This window comes from Microcoleus sp. S13_C3, assembly GCF_036700905.1.
Classification (GTDB): Bacteria; Cyanobacteriota; Cyanobacteriia; order Cyanobacteriales; family Microcoleaceae; genus Microcoleus.
This window is the reverse complement of sequence record NZ_JAUBPT010000209.1, coordinates 9,033-11,798: the sequence shown is the minus strand read 5'-3', so window position 1 is coordinate 11,798 and position 2,766 is coordinate 9,033. Positions and strand designations below refer to the sequence as shown.

The following is a 2,766-nucleotide window of genomic DNA, read 5'->3' as shown; positions in this document are numbered from 1 at the left end:
GTTGAACCGCTAACACCGTCAAAGTTAGTCGTAGTCAAATTGCCGAAAGCACCGCTGACAAACTGGAATTTGTCTACCCCGGAGGTAAAGTCAGTAATTGTATCACCGCCTTCGCCTGTTGCTTTGTAAACAAACAGATCCGCACCAGCACCGCCAGTCACAATATCTGCACCGCTGCCGCCGCTGAGGATGTCAGCACCGCTGCCGCCGTCGATAATATCTGCACCGCCACCACCGTTGATGATGTCAGCAAATTCCGTACCGGTGACGCTGTTAGCACTGTCATTGCCCGTAAATAAGACAGGAGTGGTGAAGTTGTAGCCACCAACACCAGAACCGAAGTTGTTAAATGCGGCTGTCGCGAAAGTACCCGCATTTGCAGCAGTTAAATCAACAATGCTGCCTGAGTTGGTAGTAGTACCAGCAGGAGATGCGATCGTACCTGTAAATACAAAGTCCGCCGTTCCCAGATTGCTAGCAGCAGTACCCAGATTCGCGATCAAGGTAGAACCACCGGCCACCGTACCGTTCGAGTCAAAATACAACTCTGTTTCGTTCGACGCATTAGTAAAGGCGAAGAAACCAGCAGTTGTAGAATTGCCCAGGGCTTTAGCTTGTGCATCTTGCAAAGAGGCATAACTGCCCCCTGTGAAAATCACTAACTCTTTGCCAGTAATGTCAGGAGTTGAACCGCTAACACCGTCAAAGTTAGTCGTAGTCAAATTGCCGAAAGCGCTCGCGCTAAACTCGAATTTGTCTACCCCAACAGTAAAGTCGGAAATTTTATCGCCGCCTTCTTTAGTTGTCCTGTAAACAAACAGATCCGCACCACTGCCGCCGCTTAGCACATCCAAACCGAGGCCGCCGGTGATGGTATCGTTGCCGTCGCCGCCCTTGAGGCTATCGTTAAAATTGCTGCCGACAATCTTGTCATCGCCTGCTAAACCATCGTACTTAACTGGGGCCGGAGAAGTGGTGAAATCCACATTGTCAGCACCAGCAGTACCGACAGGAATATTTAGTGGCGTACCGGTGAAGACAAAGTTACTGACTTGCAGGCGAATGTCCACCGAGAAACTGGTGACAACTTCAAAGCGCGTCTCAAAAGCAAATACCAGCACGGAACGGCCGGTCTCGGCATCTATAAACTGACAGAAAATAGGGGAGTCGTTGTTGCCGCCCAACTGTGCAAACCGCAGTTGCAAAGACGCGATGCTGCGAACAGTGATATCCGCGGTGAAGTCGAGCAAATTAGCGCTGCCGATCGACCCCACAGTAGAAGTAGCAGTAATCTCCAGTCGGGTCAAGCTAGAAACGCTGAGATTACCAAAAGCTCCCGTAGAGAGCTCTAAAACATCGTCAGTGACCTTAAAGTCAGTAATGAAGTCAGCTTCTGCAACTGTTTGAATCTGTTGGCGGGAAGTGCGGTAAATAAAGCGATTCTTTCCATCACCCCCAGTTAGAATATTGGTTCCTTCGCCGCCTTCGATCGAGTCATTGCCCTCATTGCCTGTTAATGTGTCATTCCCAGCACCGCCTCTTACTGTGTCATCGCCGATGCCACCGTCGATATCGTCATCATCATCGTCGCCGTCGATCTCGTCAGCGCCATCGGCGCCTCTAATTGTGTCCTTGCCTTTGCCAGCGATGATTGTGTCGTCGGCCTGACCGCCTATAATGCTATCGTCACCATCGCCGCCTTCGATGTCGTTATCCAGCGTCAGAGAACCGACAATAACTTGAGGTGCTGGATTGCCAGCAAAGTTAAAGACATTTTGAGCGACATTCAAGCTAAAACGCTGGTTGATGAGAGCTCTTTTGCCGTTGTCAACGTCAAAACCAAAACTAAGCGCACCGACAAAACCTACTGCGGCTTTGAATTTCACCAAGCCTGCGTCAATGTCTGCTTGAGAGAAGGTAGAACCGACTTGTGCTGGAACTCCCTTAACCAATAGTTGGCCGGTTTTAGCATCGGGCAGCTCGGTTAGCTTGAAGAGTGTGCCGCCAGGACCTTGCTCGTCATCGACAAACCGCAACAACTCACGAGTAATAGTTTGCTCACCGCCACTGGAACCAGCAGTCAAGGGCTGATTAACTTCCGCTCGCGGAGGGTTAAAAATCGGAGGGGGAGTTTGAACCGGAGTTGGAGTTTGAGTTGGAGTTTGAGTTGGAGTTTGAGGATTAACTCCCAAAAAGTCGCCAGCAGTGATCAGCGTTGCGTTGACATTCAACAATAGCGCCAAGGCGAAGTTATTGACCCGAATTTCGGTATTTGCACCGACTTGTATAAAGGTCAAGCTGCTAAAGTTCAAGTCGCCAAACAGCAGAAACTTGTCCTCATTGTCTGCGAAGTCAGTGATGACTGCTTTTGCCCCAGAGGGACTGTTACTCATGACATAAACGTCAGTTCCAGCACCGCCTATACAGGTATGGTTGCCAGTACCGCCCATCAGCGTATCGTTGCCGTTGCCGCCCATCAGCGTATCGTCGCCGTTGCCGCCGCCGCTAACGCTGTCGTCGCCGTCGCCGCCGTCTGCCTTGTCATTACCGTCGCCAGTAACGAGGGTATCCTTGCCGGCACCGCCCATCACGCTGTCGTCGCCGGCACCGCCCATCACGCTGTCGTCGCCGTCGTCGCCTTCACACTTGTCGTTGCCGTCGCCGCCCATCAGGGTATCGTCGCCGATGCCGCCGCTAACGCTGTCGTCGCCCTCGTCGCCTGCACAGTTGTCGCTGCCGCCACCGCCTAGCACGGTATCGTCGCCG

Annotated in this window: 1 protein-coding gene; it reads right to left on the bottom strand. The window is 52.1% G+C overall.

The window, feature by feature from the left end; all coding sequences use genetic code 11:
• Nucleotides 1-2,766: cadherin-like domain-containing protein (locus QUA16_RS33195; RefSeq protein ID WP_333181667.1), on the bottom strand; the 2,766-nt coding region annotated here is incomplete at both ends.